Here is a 17,044-nt window from a genome sequence, read left to right as displayed (position 1 = left end):
CCAACGGATGATTGTTGACGATCCAGGCCGTACTCTCCAACGTCCGGTCATGGGCTGATAACCGCCTTCGTCGTTTGATCAGTTGCTTCGGACGGTTCCGGCGAGCCGAACCGCACGACACACTGGTTAAGCTCGACTGCATTCAGCATGCAGATTCCGGTCTCTTCTGTCAGGCGCCCGGACAGGACTTGCGCTCACGACAACGTCGAAGGTTGTTGTAGGGAAAGAAAATTATAATAGGCGCGCCTCGTTCACTTTCGGATCGCCCGCATGATGTGTCCCTCTTATGCCGCGCAAGAGCATTGGGCGTCCTGACCTTCTGGTATCAGGCCCCTTCGCCGCTCGAGCCGATCCACCCTATTCAATTATGCATACTCAATTCCGCTTTTCCTCCGCGGCTTTCGTGCTTGCGCTTGCGAGCGCACTGTCTGCGTGCTCGACGCCGAAGCCGCTTTACCAGCAAGAACAGTTCGACGCAGGCGACAGCCCCTATACGCACAAGTTCGCCGCGAAGACGGAGCCCGCTTGCGAAGCCGCCCGCCGTGCGTTGCTCAGCCAGGGATATATCGCCAGTTCGACGAGGTCTGATTCGGTCGATGGCTCGAAAAATTTCCAGCCCACCAGCGATTCGCACGCGGTGATCGAAATCCATGTGGTCTGCACAACCGACGACCCCAAAAGCAACAGCAGCACCGCGTACGTGAACGCGGTGCAGGATCGCTATGCGCTGAAGAAGAGCAACACGTCGGCGAGCGTCGGCCTGAGCGTGTTCGGATCGCTGTCGCTGCCGATCGGCTCGAGCGATGACTCGATGGTGAAGGTTGCGAGCGAGACGATTCCCGCCGGCGTTTTCTATCAGCGTTTCTTCGCGCTAGTCGAGCATTACCTGAAGGCCGACTCCGCCCAGCCGACCCCCGTTGACGCCGCTGCGGCGCCGAAAGAGACGCTGCCGTCGATGAACGACGCCGTGCCGCCGATCGGGGCAGCCCAGACGGAGAGTGATTCGGAGAAGGCGACGAGCACCAGGTAAACGCAATCCGCGATGGAATTGCGTGGCGGCGCGGACTCATTAATCGTGTCGCCAGTCTCACTCATAGTGGCGTGAATCTCACTATTACCGTCCGACGATTGGTGAGTCCGGACATTCGCCCCCCAGAATTCCGTACTGACATTTATCCCGTCGCGTGTACCGGTACCGTTCCCCCTCGCCTGCTCAAGGCGAAGTCTCAGGCCCCTACCAGTGCCCATCCCGACGATCTCCCGCGCGACGGCGAAACGTTGGCTTCGAAAAGAGTGGAAAGGACGGTCAGTAGCTCGCACGAGGGACTTGTATTCCAGCAATTTCTGATCGATGTAGTCCAAATTCGCGCCATCCGAAAAGTGCAGACATCTTTGTGTGCCGACAGCCATCAACCCCATCTGGAACAAGGATTTTGCCAATATCGTACAATCACGATATATGATTCGTTCCGTAGCGATGCATTCGCGCGGCATGTTTTCATGCAGCGCCGGAGTGACCGTTGATGAAAACCCACACTGAACCGAAAGCAATCGACGTCGATGCGATCCACAAGGCGCTCGCCAATCCCGTGCGCCGCGAGATTCTCGGCTGGCTGAAAAATCCGTCCGCGCACTTTGCGGATCAGGAGCTTCCGTTCGACTACGGCGTGTGCGCCGGCAAGTTCGAAGGCCGCTGCGGACTGTCACAGTCGACCGTATCCGTGCACCTCGCCGCCTTACAGCGCGCCGGGCTCGTGACGTCGAAACGTATCGGTCAGTGGGTGTTCTTCAAACGCAATGAAGCCGTCATTGAGGCGTTTATCCAGCACATGAACGCAGATCTCTGACGCAGCGCATTCGCATCGCCGCGTTCCTTTTATCACGCTGTTTCATAGCCGCGGGCCGCTGGCCCGCCAGACAAGGTGAACACTTATGCCGACTCTTTTTGACCCGATCCAGATTGGCGATCTCACGCTGAGCAACCGCATTTTCATGGCACCGTTGACGCGTTCCCGTGCCGGTGACGTCCGCGTGCCGAACGCGCTGATGGCGAAGTACTACGCTGAGCGTGCATCGGCAGGGCTGATCCTGAGTGAAGCGACGTCCGTCACGCCGCAGGGCCTTGGCTACGCCGCGACGCCGGGCATCTGGTCGCAGGAACAGGTCGAGGGCTGGAAGCTCGTGACCGCGGCCGTGCATCAGGCAGGCGGAAAGATTTTCCTGCAACTGTGGCACGTGGGGCGCGTTTCCGATCCGGTCTTTCTGAACGGCGACCTGCCCGTTGCGCCGAGCGCAATCGCAGCGAAAGGCCATGTGAGCCTCGTGCGACCGAAACGCGAATACGTGACGCCGCGTGCACTCGACCTCGCGGAAATCCCGGGCATCGTCGACGCGTATCGCAAGGGTGCTGAAAACGCTAAAGCCGCCGGTTTCGACGGCGTCGAAATACACGGCGCGAACGGCTATCTGCTCGACCAGTTCCTGCAGGACAGCACGAACCAGCGCAACGACGCCTATGGTGGTCCGATCGAAAACCGCGCGCGTCTGCTGCTCGAAGTCACCGACGCGTGTATCGCTGTCTGGGGCGCAAGCCGTGTCGGCGTTCACCTTGCGCCGCGCCGCGATTCGCACTCGATGGGCGATTCCGATCCGGCGGCAACGTTCGGCTACGTGGCACGCGAACTCGGCAAGCGCAAGATCGCGTTTATCGCCGCGCGCGAAGCGCTGGGCGACGACCGCCTCGGACCGCAACTGAAGCAGGCATTCGGCGGCACGTACATCGTGAACGAAAAGTTCACGAAGGAAAGCGCGCAGCGCGTGCTCGATGCAGGCGAAGCCGATGCAGTCGCGTGGGGCCAACTCTTCATCGCGAACCCGGATCTGCCGCGCCGTTTTGCGCTCGACGCACCGCTGAACGCGCCGATCCCGGAAACGTTCTACGCAGAAGGCGAAACCGGCTACACAGACTATCCGGCGCTCGAAGCAGTGAACGGATAACTGTCCGCTTCACGGGCAGTCGCGGTTGCATTGACAGGCGCGGGGTGCGCGACCGGAATGAAACGGTGGCGCACCCCACGCCTTTTTGTTTTCGCCTCGTATCGCATCGGTCCCGCTGCATTGCCCGACATCGAAAGTCCTGTGCGCGTGTTCGCCCGCACAGGACTACACTTCTGAAACCTGAGTTCTGCTTGCCCCACCATGGACCTGATGCATCTGTTACAGCTTGCGTTGCACTTCGACCAGCATCTGGGCGCGCTGATCGAGCAATACGGCACGGCCGTGTACGCGATGTTGTTTGCCATCGTTTTCGTCGAGATCGGGTTTTTGCCGCTGTTCTTTCTGCCGGGCGATCCGTTGATCTTTATCTGCGGCGCGTTCGCCGCGACGCATGCCTTGAATGTATGGATCGTGATGCCCGTTCTCTTCACCGCGACCGTTGCCGGCAGCATCGTCAACTACGCGATTGGCCGCGCGATCGGCGAAAAGGTGTACACCGCGAACATTCGTTGGATCGACAGGAACGCGCTGCGAAAAGCCCACGCATTCTATGAAGCGCGAGGCGGCATTACATTTCTGCTGTCGCCGTTTATCGCCGTGGTGCGTACATTCGCGCCGTTCGTCGGCGGCGTGGCACGCATGACGTTTGCGCGATTCGTCGCGTTCGTCGTGTCCGGCGCGGCCATCTGGATCGTCTCGCTCGTCGCAGCCGGCTATGTGTTCGGTAATGTACCCGTGGTGCGCGATCATATGAGTTCGATCGTATTGCTCGGTGTCGGTGTCGGTGTCGGCTCGTTGCTGCTGAGTGGGCTGTGGCGGCTCGTCAACGGCCGCAGGCAGCGCGCATAGGTCCACTCATCTCCTTTCTCGCGTGGAAAATGTGGTTCGCGCCAACCGACGTGCAGAAAGACGCGCTACCGGGCGGCCGCGCATCCTGCACGCATCGACGCCATAAAGAATGGCGCCTTGTAACGCGGCATCGTGCCCGAACGTGGCGACTGTGACTTCGGGCGGATACGGCAGCGCGCGCTGAAGTAATGTGGCCAGGTCCCGCACGATACGCGGCACACGCGCCATCCCGCCGCCTATCGCGATACGAGCCGGATCAAGCGTCAGCGCCATGTTCGCGACGTGCACGCCGAGCACGTGCAATGCGTCGTCGACCAGTGCCGCGACGCGCGCATCCGTCTCTGCCAGTGCGAACACCTTGCCGGCGCTGACTTCGCGCCCGAGCAACGCGCCGACACGATCCTGCAACGCGCGCCCCGAGACGAACTGCTCGAGCGGTGCGCCACCGTCGGCGAACAGGACATCATCTGCCGTACCGCGCAGTTGATAGCCGATTTCGCCTGCTGCGCCGTGCGCGCCCCGCAGTACCTTGCCATCGATCACCGCTGCCGACGCGAGACCTGTTCCGAGATTCAGATAGATGCCACATTCGACGCCCGACAGCGACCCGCAGCGCGCTTCCGCCAGCGCGGCGGCCTTGACGTCGGTCTCGATGACGACGTTGTCGATATCAAAGCCGTCGCGCAACACGTCGGCAAGTGCAAGCGTTTCCCAGCCGGGATTGTTGGGCGCGAGCCTGATGCCGCCAGGCTCGATGATGCCTGGCGTCACCGCAGCGACGGCCCTTAACGCGCCGCCATGCCGCTCAGCCGTTTCGCGAATCAGGTCGCGCGCCACGTCGAACATGCGCTGCATGACCCGCGCCGCGCCCTCGTCTGCCTGCGTCGGAATCTCCCGTTCAGCGAGCCGTTCGCCATCGGTCGCCGTGGCCGCCATTGCGATCTTGGTGCCACCAAAATCGATCGCGAGCAGAAAGCCCGCGTCGCCGCTTCTCTGCCCGCGCGGCGGGCTTCCTTCTTCGTATGACTGCATGCGTGCCTTGTTGCTCACTGGCCGCGCGCGGCGGCATCTTCCAGTTGCTGGCGCTCCAGAAAAACCTCATGCGCCTCTTTCGGACCAAACGGCCACACGTGTGCGACGCGCGCCCAGATCAGGAACGCGACCACGCCCAGCGCAATCCACGCGGTCGACATGATCTGCGACAGATGATCGGTCGCATAGTACACATACAGCCAGCCGACGAGTGCGATCACGCTCGGCACCGGATACAGCCACTGGCGATACGGCCGGCGCAATTCCGGCTGACGGCGGCGCAGCACCGTCAACGCTGCGATCTGCGCCACGGATTGCAGCAGTACCGCGACGGCGACGAGCATGTTGATCACGGTCGTCAGGTCGAAGAACGTGCCCGCTGCGGTGACGACGCCCATCACGAGCAGCGCGACGTGCGGGAAATTGTGCTTTGGATGCAGCTTGCCGAACGCGGAGAGAAACACGCCGTCGCGGGCCGCGTAGAACGGCACGCGCGAACCGCCCAGCAACCCGGCAAACACCGACGCGAACGCGGCAATCAGGATCAGCACCGTCACGACCGCTGCGGCCGTATGCCCCCAGTTGCGCGACACGACCAGCGAAGCGACCGACTTCGACTGCGCCACCGTCTGCCACGGCACCGTGCCGATCACGCCGATATTCATCGCGAGGTAGAACACCATCATCGCGATGATCGATACGATGATCGAACGCGGCATCACGCGGCCAGGGTTCTTCAGTTCGTCGCCCATATAGGCGGTCGTGTTATAGCCCGCGTAGTCGTAGATCGCGATGATCAGACCGGCGCCGAGACCCGTGAAGAACTTGCCGATATCGCCTGAACCCGGCGGCAGCGACAACGCGAGGCTCAGATGGAAATCCGAGTACGCAGCGGCAGTCGTCAGGCCGACCGCGAGAATCATGATGATCCACAGCACGGTAGTGAGCGCGCGGATCGATTCGATGCGGCGGTACAGCGCGAGCACGACGAGACCGACCACGATGAGGCCGATGGCGTGACTTTGCCACTGTGACAGGTCTGGCAGGAAAAAACCCAGATACTCGACGAAACCAATGATGCCCGTGCTCATGATGAGCGGAATCGAAAGCATCGCCGTCCAGACAAACAGGAACGGCATGAGCTTGCCCGTACGATACTGAAACGCCTCGCGCACGTACAGGTACGTGCCGCCCGCGCCCGGCATCGCAGCGCCGAGTTCGGCCCAGACGAGGCCATCAGCCATTGCCAGCAGCGCGCCCACGATCCACCCCACCACTGCAAGCGGCCCGTTCATGACCGCGACGATCGCGGGAATCGTGATGAACGGCCCGATCCCGCAGATCTGGATCATGTTGACGGCAATTGCCGGGAAAAGACCCACTGAGCGGTGGAAATGCGGTGCGTCCTCGCGGGACGCCTGTGTCTGATCTGCCGGCGCCGAAACGCGCTCCGGCCATGCGGAAGGTGTGTCGCTCATCCCTGTCTCCATGCGGCTTGCGCCGCGCCTGTCATCGAAGGTTGTTACCGTGACGCGCCGCTTTCTGTGAGTACGGCGTCGATTGCCGGATGATAGGAAAGTTTCTTTACGAATGCAAATAGATCAAAATAAATCGCCGACGCGGGTTGCCCCGAACGCATACGAGCTTGATTGCGCGAGGTCCGGTTGTTAGCATCGCTCGTCACCTGAATCCAGCCTCCATGAATCCTCCGACCCGCAAGCACCTCCGGCCGACGCCGCCCGTCACACGCGGCCCCGCCTTCGTGCGCCAGGACAACGAGTGGGCGATCTATCAGCATCTGCTCGATCTCGCGCCCGCCTCCAGCCCGCAACTGGCCGAAAGCACCGGCCTCTCGAAGGTGACGATTTCCGCGGCGCTGAACAATCTCGAACGGCTTGGTCTCGTCGAACAGAGCGGCGTGCGGGCGGGCAACGCGGGGCGCGCGCCGCGCCTTTATGCGCCACGCGCGGAAGCCGGCTTTGTGGTGGCGATCGACGTCGGCGCTGAATGGATTCGCGGCGCGCTGGCCGATCTGACGGGGCGCGTCGTCGCGCGGCTCGAGAAGCGCACGCCCGCGCGCGTGGCGCGGCTCGTCGCGCAGATCGACGACATTGTGAGGACGATGCTCGATAAACATCACATCGCGCGCGACGAGGTGCTCGCCACGGTGCTTGGTTCGCCAGGCGTGCTCGATCCGGAGAAAGGCCGTTTGCGGCTCGCCGCCAATCTGCCTGGCTGGGAACGCACCGACCTTATTTCGTCGCTGCGCGAAGCGCTCGGCACGGACATCGTGATCGAGAACGACATCAATCTCGCGGCGCTCGGCGAACAGAAACACGGCATCGGGCGCGGCGTCGATAACTTCGTGTTCATGTCGGTGGGTACGGGGATCGGGCTTGGCATCGTCGCCGATGGCAAGCTGCATCGCGGCGCGCATGGCTTCGCGGGCGAGATCGCCGTGTTGCCGCCCGCGCCATCGACCGTCGATGCGCCATTGCCCGGTGCGCGCCATCGCGGTCTGTTCGAAGCCTGCGCGGCCGCAAAAGCGATCGTCGCGCACGCGCATCGCCTCGGCCTGAACGCCGCAAGCGCAGAAGATGTGTTCGTCGCCGCCGATGCGGGCGACCGTCGCGCGCTGGAGTGCGTCGCGGAGGAAGCGCGGCAACTGGCGTGGGGACTGGCGTCGATTGTGCCAATCCTCGATCCGGCATTGATCGTGCTCGGAGGGGGTATTGGCCGCAACGGCACGCTGCTGCTACCGGCGATCCGCGAATATCTCGCTGAGTGGCTATTGATTCCGCTGCCCGAATTCGCGATCTCCGCGACGGGTACGGACGGCGTGCTGCTCGGTGCAATCGAGCTGGGTCTCGATCGCGCGCGTTTGAAGGCTTTCGAGCGGCTCGAGTATTGAGCGGCGCGCCGGGTTAGACGGGGCGTGTGATACCGCGTCTACCGATCTTGCTGCCCTGGCAAGCGAGCCCTGCTGTTTAAAAAGCTGCGCCAGTGCATGCAAAGGCTGCGCTGGCCGTCGCTGCTGTCATACACATGGCCCCGGAGATTATGCCGTTGTCGGGACCCGCAGCAGGTCCCGCCTATACCAGGTTAATCGCAACGCAGACAATCAATTCCCTCCTCGATAAAGCGTGCTATTGAGGTAGGAAAGCTGGCCGTTTTTCTGCGCCTGCGCGAGTTCTGCCCTTACCTGTGCGCGAGTGCGCGACAGTGTGTTATTGCCCTGCGTCGATGGGTCCAGATGCACGACGACCGATTTTTCGACGTTGGCCGGCGCATAATCCGCGGCGTAAGCAACACCGGTTGTAGCGGAAACAGCAATGGTCACTGCGATCATTAAGGCTTTCATGGTGTTCTCCTGAAACGGGTTGGATGAGACAGACGCCCGGATATCAAACATTTCGTGTGGCGGCTTCCTGAAATCTGCGAAGTGCAGTACAGGTTGGATCCGGCGTTGATGCATTAGAACGTCTGGATGTATCGGGCCTGTGTCGCGAAACGCGGGAATTGCAATGTTGTGTATCTCCGCGTTCTATCTATACACTGCGATACAAATCTCATTTCCACGGTCGGCCGCGACGTTGAAAACGAAGCCGCCCTACGGGTGTTAGCCGAACGTGAATGCGTACGCGTTGACGCCGGGGTCGAGGAATTCGATGGTGACCGTCCGGTCCCGGATCTCGCCTGGCTGCCGCACCAGCTGATAGAGGCGCTGACCGTTGACTATGCCGCTGCCGTCTGCCGCGATATCGGCGCCATGCGCGACTCCAGGCGGCGCTCCGTCGATGCTCACGCGGAACCGCACCGGTTTCGCACCCTGGCTCGTCCCTAAAACGAGGTGCACATCCCGCGCATGGAACCTGTACAGGATCTTTCCAGACGCGCCCGTAAGCGTCGCCTGTTCAGTGCCCACGTTCCAGTCTCCCGCGAGACTCCAGTTATTGAGCTGCATGTGCACTGGCGCGGTGTAGGTACGCACCTTGTCTTCCAGCGTGCCTTCAGGCGATACAAAGCCTTCAGACTGGCCATAACCGATATACGTCTCCGCAGAGCGCACGTCCTTGTTATCCGACGCCATTTGCGCCCCGCTTCCCGTCACCATTTCGGGCGCGGCAGTGACCTTTGTCTGCCCAGATTCGCTTAACAGCTGCTGGATCACCTGCTCAGACCTGCCGTAATCACCTTCGCCGAAACGATGGTGCCGGATGCGGCCCTGGGCATCGGCGATATAGAACGCTGGCCAGTACTGGTTGCCCAACGCACGCCAGATTGCATAGTTGTTGTCGACAGCAACGGGGTAGTCAACGCCAAGATCACGCGTCGCACGCTTGACGTTACCGATGTCGCGCTCAAATGCGAACTCCGGTGCATGCACACCGATTACGACCAGCCCCTTGTCGTGGTACTTCTTCGACCACGCTTTCAGATAAGGCAACGTCCGCAAGCAGTTGATACAGGAGTACGTCCATACATCGATGAGCACGACTTTTCCTCGCAGTTCATCGGCGGTCAGCGGCGGCGAATTGATCCATTCAACCGCGCCCGAAAGCGCGGGCAAGCGCCCTTCGACAGGCAGCGGTGCGTCGGTGGTCGAGACAGAAACTCTGGTAATGAAGCCCGCAGGCGATGTATTCGCAGACCCGGTTGTTGTCGAAGGCTTGTACGCGACACCATCCGCTCCACCGGCCTTCGTTGCCGATGATGACCGGGATGAAATCCGCTCGACGAGTTTCTCTTCGAAGCCTCCGGTGGCGGAGTTCGAAAGGCGCGTGAGCACACTCGTATCGATGCCTGTCGCGATTGCGGCCACACTGCCCAGAATGGCCACGCCGATTGCGCGGCGGATCCATTCACCCACGCCGAGCGAGCGTTTCATGGCGGCGAACACGCGCCCTCCGATAATCAGCGCGATCGCAAGCGAAGTTGCCGCGCCCGCCGCATAACTCAAGAGCAGAAACGTCGTGCCCGCGCTCGCTCCATGCAACGCTGCACCTGTCAGAACGAGGCCCAGTATCGGACCGGCACAGGGCGCCCAGAGCAGCCCCGTCGCGACGCCAGTCAACACTGACGATATGATCCGCGGGCTGCCGCCCTTCTCCTGCGCGAAATCGGTAAGCCGGCTTCCTGCGGTCACAAGTGGATGCATCAGTCGTTCAGCGAACGTCGGAAGCAGCAACGTCAGACCGAACACACCAAACAACGCGATCGCGATCCAGCGGCCGTATTGATTGGCCTGTGCAGCCCAGCCGCCACCTATCGCCGCAAGGCTTGCAACGGCGGAAAAGGTTAGCGCCATACCCACCAGAAGCGGCAATCCGCTGCGTACAAACGGTTGATCCGACCGCGAAAAAACGAGCGGCAGCACGGGTAAAATACAGGGGCTCAGGATGGTAAGCGCACCACCCAGAAAGGCCACGACAATGAATAACATGCGATGCTCTCCTTCTCTGGCGACTTGCCTGAAAACGTTTCCGATGACGTCAGGCGACGCCAGAGCCGGAACTCGACGGCAATCGCGTACTTGACGGATCGAACGCGTCAGACCAGACCTTGCGATATGAATTTCGTCTGGAATCCGGCGTTGATGCATTGGAACGCGCGGAGGTATCGGGCTTGTGTCGCGGAGACGGGACAAGTGCAATGTTGTGTATCGCCTTCGCCTGCAGATACATTGCGACACAAATGTCGCGCGAGTTCGGGCTATAAAGCAGGCTCCGATACTCGAGGAGCGAATCATGTCTGGTGAATGGCTGAAGGGATCGTGCCATTGCGGCACCGTGCAATTCGAAGTACGTACACCGGTGACACCCGCCACACGCTGTAACTGCAGCCTGTGTCGACGCAAAGGCGCGCTGATGTCGCCCGCATTCGCAGCGGATGAACTGAAAGTGACTAGTGGTAGAGATGCGCTAAGCCTTTACCAGTTCAATACGAAGGTGGCGAAGCACTACTTTTGCAGGCACTGCGGCGTCTATACGTTTCATCAGACCCGCACGGATCCCGCGTTGTGGAGAGTGAATCTGGGCTGCATCGAGGGCGTCGACCCGTATGCGCTGGAGTTCTCGGTCGGTGATGGCGCGAGCCTGTCCGTGGTGGGGGGTGTATGAAACGTATCATCGCAATGCTCGTGTTTCTAACCGGCGGCGTAGGGTTTGAGTTAAGCACCCCCTTCAGCTGCTCATTGATCCACACTTCCCGGCCGCCCGAAAGGCGCCGCACGCTATAACCTGACGATGGAAAAGCCCGACCACATCCTGATTGTCGACGACGACCGCGAAATCCGTGAACTGCTTGGCAGTTACCTCGCGAAGAACGGTCTGAGGGCGTCACTCGCGTCCAACGGGCGCCAGATGCGCGCGTTGCTTGAGCAGGAAACACCCGATCTGATCGTGCTGGATCTGATGCTGCCAGGTGAAGACGGTCTTTTGCTATGCCGCGATCTTCGTGCCGGGCAATGGAGTTCAGTGCCAATCCTGATGCTGACTGCGCTTAGCGAAGAAGCGGACCGCATCGTTGGCCTCGAAATGGGTGCGGACGATTACCTCGTCAAGCCGTTCGCGGCGCGTGAGCTGCTTGCGCGCGTGCGTGCGGTGTTGCGCCGCGCGCGCATGCTGCCGCCCAACATGCAACGCGCCGAGTCAGCGCAATTCCTGCACTTCGGAGAATGGCGGCTGGATACCACCGCGCGTCACCTGCTCGATGCGAACGGCACGATGGTGGCGCTAAGCGGCGGGGAATATCGTCTGCTACGCGTTTTTCTCGATCATCCACAGCGAGTGCTTACGCGCGATCAACTGCTTAACCTGACGCAGGGGCGCCGCCCGGATCCCTTCGACCGGTCCATCGACCTGCTGGTCAGCCGGCTCCGTCAGCGCCTCGGCGACGGCGCGCGCGAGCCGCGTTACATCAAGACGTTGCGCAGCGAGGGATATGTGCTGTCGGTTGCCGTGACGACTCAAGGGGCGGGGTAATGACGCGGGCTCAATGGCCAGGATGGCCCGGCACCCTGTTTGCGCGGCTGATCCTGATCCTCTTTCTGGGACTGATGCTGGCGCAGGTGCTGTCCTTCTCGCTGACGCTTAGCGAACGCGACGATGCCTTCTCCACCATGATGACGGGATACATCAATCGCGAAGTCTCCATTTCAGTAGCCTTCCTGGACCACCTGCCTCCCGACGAACGCGCGAAATGGTTGCCACGTCTGGCGCGTCGAACCTATGGCTTCATCCTGGGCCCGGGGGTCGCGGGACCATCGCCCGAAACGCGACTGTCTACAGCGGTCGCCGCCATCACCGGGGGTCTCGACAACCGCTATCCGTTGACCATCAACGCCGTACCCGGCCTTCAGGAACATCTGCAGGTCCATTTGCGTTTGAGCGACGGCTCGCCATTGACCATCGACTACCGGCCGTTACCTGGCATACCCGTGTCCCCCTGGCTGCCGTTGATGATGCTAGGCCAGTTGATTGTGCTTGGCGTGTGCGCCTGGTTCGCCGTGCGACTTGCGACGCGTCCGCTCAAGCTCCTCGCGCAGGCGGCTGACACGCTCGGCCCTGACATGAAAACGACGCGCCTCGCCGAAAGCGGCCCCACCGAGGTTGCGCACGCGGCGAAAGCATTCAACGCAATGCAGGATCGCATATCGACCTACATGACGGAGCGCATCCAGATTCTGGCGGCCATCTCGCACGACTTGCAGACGCCCATCACCCGTATGCGTCTGCGTGCCGATTTGATGGACGATAGCGCACTGCAACCGAAGTTTCAGCAGGACCTGAGGGAAATGGAAGCACTGGTTCGCGAAGGCGTCACGTACGCGCGCACCTTGCATGGCGCGGTTGAAGCACCGCTGCGCATCGATCCCGATGCGCTTCTGGAAAGTCTGGTGTCCGACTACACGGATGCAGGTCAGGCAGTGACGCTTCAAGGGAAGATCGGTACACCGCTACTCGCGCGCCCGCAGGCATTGCATCGCGTTCTTGGCAACCTGGTCGACAACGCACTTAAATTTTCGGGCGCAAGCGAAATCGTGGTCGATACCTCGCAGACGGGTCACGTCACCATCGCAGTGCTGGATCGTGGGCCTGGTATACCGGCTGAAGAAATCGATGCGGTATTTCAACCCTTCTATCGCGTCGAAGCTTCACGCAATCGTGATTCTGGCGGTACCGGTCTGGGCCTCGCGATTGCGCGTCAGCTCGCGCTCGCCATGAACGCGACCTTGTCACTGCATAATCGTGTGGGCGGTGGTCTTGAAGCCCGGCTGACCCTGCAGATGCAATAGTGTTCAGAATTGCGCTCAGGAACGTATGCGCGCATACATTCAGCAAAAGCATCTCGTCTGATGATATAAGGAAGCAATGTGCCTGTTGGCGCGCCCCGGCGCGTCAAAAGCGCTGCGCGAGCGCTAGTCGACAAGATTTAATCCGCTGCTGTTGACCCGTGCTAATGGCCATATACGCCGGTTTGGCCACTAAAAGCGTGTCGAAAACCGAACAACGCCGTGTTATTGTTTTAGCAACGGTTCGCGTACCCGCGAACCGAACTCAGTCAGATTCGCGAGCGTCGCCATGAGTGATGTACGTCACCAGTTAAGCCCACGTGACCGCGTCGAGTTGCTCTGCTGGCTCACCTGCGGAAACCTCGGCGCCTGGTATCTCAACGAGGCGTGGCCCGAGCCGTCATTCCAGGTAGAGGCGGCGCACAAGTGGCTCGACAGGCACATGCGCACTGCCGACTGGCTCAGTATCGCGAAGCTGTCCGCACTCGCTGTCGACATTGCCCGCCAGCACGCATCTTTCGTCGATACGGAATGGGCGCGGGACGCCGTCGAAGAAATCCTCAGTACCGACGACCTCGATTTCCAGGCGCGACTGGTCCGCAACGTGCTCGCCGACTGCCAGCGCGCGCTGGCCGACAAACGGATCGCAGATTGACCTCGACAGCAGAATAGATAGAGCGTGTTGTCGATTTCCTGAAGGCTGGCTCGTCGTGAAGAGAAGGCGGTGGCATCAAAAGACGGAGAACCGCGCCGTCTTGCGCCCCCATTTCCTTTAACTCGCGAGGAGATCGTTCATGACTTCAGTAGACGTATCTGCACAGCCGTTGAAGCCAGCCGCGGAGCTGGCCCAGTCGACCCGGCGGTTTCCGGGCGAAAGCGCGCTATACCGCAGCGCCCGCAACGCACTGCTGGAAGAAGAAATCGAACTGCGACGCCACATCGAGCGCGTGGCAGTACAGCGCCGCGCCCTTCCACCCGGCGGTGACGTGCCGCAAAACTACCGCTTCGACGGCGAGCACGGACCGGCGACGCTATCGCAGATGTTCGGCGACTATGACACGCTCGTCACCTACAACTGGATGTTCGGCCCGAAGCGGGCGCGGCCGTGTCCGATGTGCACGTCGATGCTCACTGCACTGGACGGCGAGATGGCCGACATCCTGCAACGCGTGGCCTTTGCTGTGATCGCCCGATCGCCGCTCGAACGCCTGGTAGCGTTCAAAAAGGAGCGAGGCTGGAGGCATCTGCGTCTGTATTCGTCGGGCGGCAACAGCTTCAACCGCGACTACGCCGACGAAGACCCCGACGGCGACGACAACGCCACATTCAATGTGTTTGTCCGCTCTGGCGGCACCGTCCGTCATTTCTGGGGCGATGAGATGGGACTGCAGACAGCGGACCCGGGCCAGGACCCCCGCGGCGCACCGGACGCGATGCCGCTATGGACCGTGCTCGACATGACGCCCGGCGGCCGCGGCACCGACTGGTATCCGAAGCTGGAATATGGCCTGAAATAGGGCCTCTGCCGTTAGAGCCGATATCGACGCGACATCGCGCGATATCGGCGCGCGCCTCCCGCGAACGCTCAGGAAGCCGCGCGCAGAAACTACTCTCGCCGCGCCCGGACACGCGCGCGGCCCGAAGACGTCAGCGCCCCGGAGAAAAACAGGTCGAGCGCCTTGTTGAATGCGTCCTGCGGTGTAAGTTGCGTGCGCGCCAGCATGGCCGGATCGTGCAGACCTCTCGCGACAACCAGCCAGTACTCGACCAGAAACGTCGTGTCGACATCGTCGCGCACCATGCCCTGTTCCACGCCCAGTTTCAGAACACGGGTCAGGCCCAGCGGAATGTTATGCACCTTGATTGCGTCGATTTCGTCATAGAGCTGGGGCGCGAAGCGTTGAAGATCTGCCAGAATCTCCGCGCTGTAGCAACCGATATGCGCGGCCACGATACGCAGCACGCCATCCAGTTTCTCGACGAATCCGCCCTGGCGCTGAAGGATTTCGCCAACCCGACGAAGAACAGTGGCGCCGGTCGCGGCGAGAATCGCAGAGACCATCGCATCCTTCGAAGAAAAATGGACGTACAGCGTTTTCTTGCTCATACCAAGCGCGAGCGTGAGACCGTCCATCGTGAGTCCGCTATAGCCGTCGCGCAGGAGGATTTCGCGCGCGGCCGCAAGAATGCGGCCGGATGGACCGTCGTCGAAATCGACGTGCGGTGGTGCAAGCGGCGGCTGTGCGGCCGACGCCTGCGCGTCCTCTGTTCGATTCGCGACACGGGGTGCTCGGGTTGTCATGCTGCCTGCGTCCTTTGAACGACGCGCTTCACGCAATGGGCTGGCGCGGAAAAATTGTCTGCATCGCCGCGCAGCGTGAAAAGGGCCTGCCGTCGATAGAAACTATTTTCCCGGTTTTAGTTTCCCCTATCAAGCGAATATCAAAATCCCGGACAGATCGAATGGAATACGTGTCCGCAGCTGTCGCGCGGCGCCGGATGGCTGCGTGATGACTTGCGGCGCAACGCAGCGCTGCATTTACACCGGCGCAACGCCGACGTAGTTCTCCGCCATCGCGGTCGCTGCGAAGCGCGACGTTGTAACGTACTCCAGCTCAGCGACCTGCAACCGCTGCTCGAACGGCGAGGCATCGTCGAGACGGTGCATCATGCGCGTCATCCACCAGGAGAAATGCTCGGCGCGCCAGATACGCTTCAACGCGGTTTCGCTATAGCTCGCGAGCAGATCGTGGCGGTCCTCCGCGTAATACGCGCGCAAGGCATTCGAGAGAACGCGTACATCGGCGACCGCGAGATTCATGCCCTTTGCGCCGGTCGGCGGCACGATGTGCGCGGCGTCGCCCGCGAGAAAGAGGCGGCCGTGCTGCATCGTGGTCGATACGAAACTGCGCATCCCGACAATGTTCTTCTGGAAGATCTTCCCGTCCACAACCTTCTGGCCATCTTCCGAATCGACCCGTGCATGCAGTTCGGCCCAGATCCGGTCATCCGACCAGTTCTCGACAGAATCCTTCGGGTCGCACTGAAAATACATCCGCTGCACGTGTGCTGAGCGCGTACTCACGAGTGCAAATCCGCGATCGTGACGGGCGTAGATCAATTCGTCCGACGAAGGCTTGCCCTCGCACAGAATGCCGAACCAGCCAAACGGATACACGCGTTCGTAATCCTTTCGCAAAGCCTGCGGGATCGCTGCGCGCGACACGCCTTGCGAGCCGTCGCAGCCAATCACGAAATCGCATTGCAGTTCGCACGTTTCGCCTTCGTGACGATAGCGGATCGAGGGCGTCGTGGTATCGAGACCGTGCAGTGATGTATCGGAGACATTGAAACGCAGTTCGCCGCCAGCGGCCACGCGCGCGGCGACAAGGTCCTTGATCACTTCGTGCTGCGCGTAGACGGTAATCGAATGGCCCGTCAGTCCGGTCAGGTCGATGCGGCGCCGCCTGCCTTCGAACGCGAGTTCAAAACCGTGATGCAGCGCACCTTCCGCCTGCATCCGCGCGCCCACGCCGGATTCGATGAGCAGATCCATCGTGCCCTGTTCGAGCACCCCGGCGCGGATAGTGGATTCGATCTGCTCGCGGCCGCGTGTTTCGAGCACAACGGACTCGATGCCGCGAAGATGAAGAAGATGGGAAAGAAGGAGGCCTGCCGGCCCGGCACCGATGATGCCAACCTGAGTGCGCATGTCTGTCTCCTGAATGCGGCGAATGATTTGCACCCAGTGTGACGAACACAGACCGTATCGCGCAACGCGATATCAGGGATATGCACTATCTGTTTTTGAGATACAGCTCGATAGGAGGTCAACGCACTTTTACACGCGCCAACTGAAAACCAGACGAAAAG

General features: G+C 61.2%; 15 protein-coding genes and 1 pseudogene. 10 read left to right on the top strand and 6 right to left on the bottom strand.

The window, feature by feature from the left end; genetic code table 11:
* Positions 1–367 precede the first annotated feature (367 nt).
* The 4 genes and pseudogenes from P3T16_RS04755 to P3T16_RS04740 all read left to right on the top strand — a co-directional run.
* Positions 368–973 (top strand): annotated as a pseudogene (locus P3T16_RS04755) (DUF2242 domain-containing protein); the annotation flags it as partial.
* 550 nt (positions 974–1,523) lie between these two features.
* On the top strand, positions 1,524–1,847 hold the full coding sequence (locus P3T16_RS04750; RefSeq protein ID WP_429254451.1) for an ArsR/SmtB family transcription factor: 324 nt from the start codon (positions 1,524–1,526) through the stop codon (positions 1,845–1,847).
* 85 nt (positions 1,848–1,932) lie between these two features.
* Entirely contained in the window at positions 1,933–2,997 is a 1,065-nt protein-coding gene (locus tag P3T16_RS04745; RefSeq protein WP_429341365.1) for an alkene reductase, read from the top strand.
* 201 nt (positions 2,998–3,198) lie between these two features.
* Positions 3,199–3,846: a VTT domain-containing protein gene (locus P3T16_RS04740; RefSeq protein ID WP_429341364.1), complete on the top strand. Its 648-nt coding sequence runs from the start codon at positions 3,199–3,201 to the stop codon at positions 3,844–3,846.
* 6 nt (positions 3,847–3,852) lie between these two features.
* On the opposite strand, the gene P3T16_RS04735 is transcribed toward P3T16_RS04740, so the two are convergent.
* Both P3T16_RS04735 and P3T16_RS04730 read right to left on the bottom strand, forming a co-directional pair.
* Positions 3,853–4,878: an ROK family protein gene (locus P3T16_RS04735; RefSeq protein ID WP_429341363.1), complete on the bottom strand. Its 1,026-nt coding sequence runs from the start codon at positions 4,876–4,878 to the stop codon at positions 3,853–3,855.
* A gap of 14 nt (positions 4,879–4,892) precedes the next feature.
* On the bottom strand, positions 4,893–6,356 hold the full coding sequence (locus P3T16_RS04730; RefSeq protein ID WP_429341362.1) for an APC family permease: 1,464 nt from the start codon (positions 6,354–6,356) through the stop codon (positions 4,893–4,895).
* 221 nt (positions 6,357–6,577) lie between these two features.
* Between P3T16_RS04730 and P3T16_RS04725 the strand changes: the two genes are divergently transcribed.
* Positions 6,578–7,789 (top strand): ROK family protein, encoded by a 1,212-nt coding sequence (locus P3T16_RS04725; protein WP_429341361.1) that lies wholly within the window; start codon positions 6,578–6,580, stop codon positions 7,787–7,789.
* Positions 7,790–7,999: 210 nt separating this feature from the next.
* Here P3T16_RS04725 and P3T16_RS04720 read toward each other — a convergent pair whose 3' ends face one another.
* Together P3T16_RS04720 and P3T16_RS04715 are read right to left on the bottom strand one after the other, a co-directional pair.
* Positions 8,000–8,239, bottom strand: coding sequence for a DUF4148 domain-containing protein (locus P3T16_RS04720; RefSeq protein ID WP_429341360.1), 240 nt, complete (start codon positions 8,237–8,239; stop codon positions 8,000–8,002).
* A gap of 258 nt (positions 8,240–8,497) precedes the next feature.
* Positions 8,498–10,321: a cytochrome c biogenesis protein DipZ gene (locus tag P3T16_RS04715; RefSeq protein WP_429341359.1), complete on the bottom strand. Its 1,824-nt coding sequence runs from the start codon at positions 10,319–10,321 to the stop codon at positions 8,498–8,500.
* Between the two features lie 304 nt (positions 10,322–10,625).
* Here P3T16_RS04715 and P3T16_RS04710 point away from each other — a divergent pair, with 304 nt between their 5' ends.
* The 5 genes from P3T16_RS04710 to P3T16_RS04690 all read left to right on the top strand — a co-directional run bounded on the left by P3T16_RS04710 (position 10,626) and on the right by P3T16_RS04690 (position 14,688).
* The gene (locus P3T16_RS04710) at positions 10,626–10,997 is read left to right on the top strand and encodes a GFA family protein (RefSeq protein WP_429341358.1); all 372 of its coding nucleotides are present in this window, start codon (positions 10,626–10,628) and stop codon (positions 10,995–10,997) included.
* Positions 10,998–11,123: 126 nt separating this feature from the next.
* Positions 11,124–11,861, top strand: coding sequence for a response regulator (locus tag P3T16_RS04705; protein WP_429341357.1), 738 nt, complete (start codon positions 11,124–11,126; stop codon positions 11,859–11,861).
* Positions 11,861–13,174 carry a sensor histidine kinase gene (locus tag P3T16_RS04700; protein WP_429341356.1) on the top strand — a complete coding sequence of 438 codons (1,314 nt, stop codon included), beginning with the start codon at positions 11,861–11,863 and terminating at the stop codon, positions 13,172–13,174. The genes P3T16_RS04705 and P3T16_RS04700 overlap by 1 nt, the downstream gene beginning before the upstream one ends.
* Positions 13,175–13,460: 286 nt before the next feature.
* Entirely contained in the window at positions 13,461–13,826 is a 366-nt protein-coding gene (locus tag P3T16_RS04695) for a hypothetical protein (RefSeq protein ID WP_429254440.1), read from the top strand.
* Positions 13,827–13,965: 139 nt separating this feature from the next.
* The gene (locus tag P3T16_RS04690; RefSeq protein ID WP_429341355.1) at positions 13,966–14,688 is read left to right on the top strand and encodes a DUF899 family protein; all 723 of its coding nucleotides are present in this window, start codon (positions 13,966–13,968) and stop codon (positions 14,686–14,688) included.
* Between the two features lie 89 nt (positions 14,689–14,777).
* Here P3T16_RS04690 and P3T16_RS04685 read toward each other — a convergent pair whose 3' ends face one another.
* Complete coding sequence (locus P3T16_RS04685) at positions 14,778–15,473, bottom strand: TetR/AcrR family transcriptional regulator (protein ID WP_429341354.1); 696 nt, start codon at positions 15,471–15,473, stop codon at positions 14,778–14,780.
* Positions 15,474–15,710: 237 nt separating this feature from the next.
* Complete coding sequence (locus tag P3T16_RS04680; RefSeq protein WP_429341353.1) at positions 15,711–16,883, bottom strand: 4-hydroxybenzoate 3-monooxygenase; 1,173 nt, start codon at positions 16,881–16,883, stop codon at positions 15,711–15,713.
* Between the last annotated feature and the right edge of the window lie 161 nt (positions 16,884–17,044).

The organism is Paraburkholderia sp. GAS42, from assembly GCF_050436565.1.
Classification (GTDB): Bacteria; Pseudomonadota; Gammaproteobacteria; order Burkholderiales; family Burkholderiaceae; genus Paraburkholderia.
Note: the sequence above shows the minus strand (reverse complement) of the source record. Positions and strands in the feature narration are given on the sequence as shown.